Annotated in this window: 3 protein-coding genes; 2 read left to right on the top strand and 1 reads right to left on the bottom strand. The window is 47.1% G+C overall.

All coding sequences use genetic code 11. From position 1 onward, the window contains the following. On the top strand, positions 1–476 hold a 476-nt coding region (gene yeiP, locus BIZ37_RS30100; protein ID WP_187464667.1), incomplete at its 5' end, for an elongation factor P-like protein YeiP. A gap of 142 nt (positions 477–618) precedes the next feature. After that, the gene (locus BIZ37_RS30095) at positions 619–945 is read left to right on the top strand and encodes an HI1450 family dsDNA-mimic protein (RefSeq protein WP_107298386.1); all 327 of its coding nucleotides are present in this window, start codon (positions 619–621) and stop codon (positions 943–945) included. Positions 946–1015: 70 nt separating this feature from the next. Here BIZ37_RS30095 and BIZ37_RS30090 read toward each other — a convergent pair. Beyond that, positions 1016–1600, bottom strand: a 585-nt coding sequence (locus tag BIZ37_RS30090; RefSeq protein ID WP_370578065.1) for an MFS transporter, incomplete at its 5' end; no start/stop codon positions are given.

Genomic DNA, 1600 nt, shown 5'->3' with positions numbered 1-1600 from the left:
GTCGTGGCGGTACAAAAATCTACAAAATGCGTTGTACCGATCTAGCAACAGGTCACCGTGTTGACGAGCGTCTAAAAGCAGACGACGTTGTAGATACTGTTGAGATGACAAAGCACCCTGTAGCTTACTCATACGCAGATGGCGAAAACATCATCTTCATGGATACAGAAAACTTCGATCAGTACACCTTCAGCGCTGAAGAAATTGCTGATGAAATGCTTTTTATCACTGAAGAAACCCAAGGCCTACATGTCATCCTAGTGAATGAGAAAGCAGCTGGCCTAGAGCTGCCATCTGCCGTTGAGCTGGTTATTGAAGAAACTGACCCATCAATCAAAGGTGCTTCAGCTTCTGCCCGTACTAAGCCAGCACGTTTTGCTACTGGCCTAACAGTACAAGTGCCTGAGTACATTTCTACCGGTGAGAAAGTCAAAGTCAACGTTCAAGAACGTAAGTTCATGGGCCGCGCTGACTAATTTTTCGGTACACAGCCAATTTTATAAGGGAAGCATCTGCTTCCCTTTTTTATTGCTCCAATTAGCCAAAATAGCTGAAACTTGCACCTTCATATTGCTTGGGTATACTTCAGTTTCAATTAACAAATGACAGATAGAGTTCATGGACACACCAAACCTAATTTCTTACGACGATGTTATCGATGCTGCCTACGATATTTTCCTAGAGATGGCTGCTGATAACCTAGAGCCTGCCGACGTCTTGCTATTCACAATGCAATTCGACGAGCGCGGTGCTGCAGAGCTGGTTGAAACAAAAGATGACTGGGCTGAGCACGTTGGCTTTGACGTTGACAAAGAAGTGTATGCCGAAGTGCGCGTTGGTCTGGTAAATGAAGAAAATGACGAGTTGGACGATGTCTTTGCCCGTCTTCTTGTAAGCCGTGATCCTGACAACAAGTTCTGCCACATCTTGTGGAAGCGAGACTAAGCCAGAGCAAAGTTTAGAAAATTAAAAAGGCGGAGCCCATTAATGGCTCCGCCTTTTTCTTTGGCGTTAACTACACCAGAACCGGAGTATCATGGCGGCTACTATGGCGTACCCAAAGCAAACTCAGAACGACCAAAATAGCCATCACTGTCATTACAGCACCTAAGCTGTACTGATCTTCTGCTCGCATCATGGAAGCTGCCAGTGTTGCCAAACCTGCACCGAGGTTCTGCAGCCCACCTAACACTGCTCCTGCAGTACCGGCATGATGCGGAAACGGCTGGATAGCTGCCGTCGTTGCTGCAGGAAACAGTACCCCAGCACCGATGAAGTAGACAAAAGCACCACCAATCAAAGAGCTGACAGTTACCAAACCAGCCATGCCAGGGATGAAAATAGCCAATGCACCCGCAATAATAGCCAGCATACCTAAATACATGACACGGGTATTGCCAAGTTGCTTAGCCAGCACTGCTGACAACCAAGAGCCTGCCAAATAGCCCGGTAAAGGTAAGATAAACAGGATACTTACCGTTTTGGGGTCCAGCTTAAGCACACTCCCTAACAATACACCTGCTGCTGCTTCGAAAACGGCGATACCGGCGAAAGTAGCAATAAGGCACAGAACGTATCCCTGAAACCGGCGGTTACCAAG

The organism is Photobacterium sp. BZF1 (assembly GCF_014349205.1).
GTDB lineage: Bacteria > Pseudomonadota > Gammaproteobacteria > Enterobacterales > Vibrionaceae > Photobacterium.
Note: the sequence above shows the minus strand (reverse complement) of the source record. Positions and strands in the feature narration are given on the sequence as shown.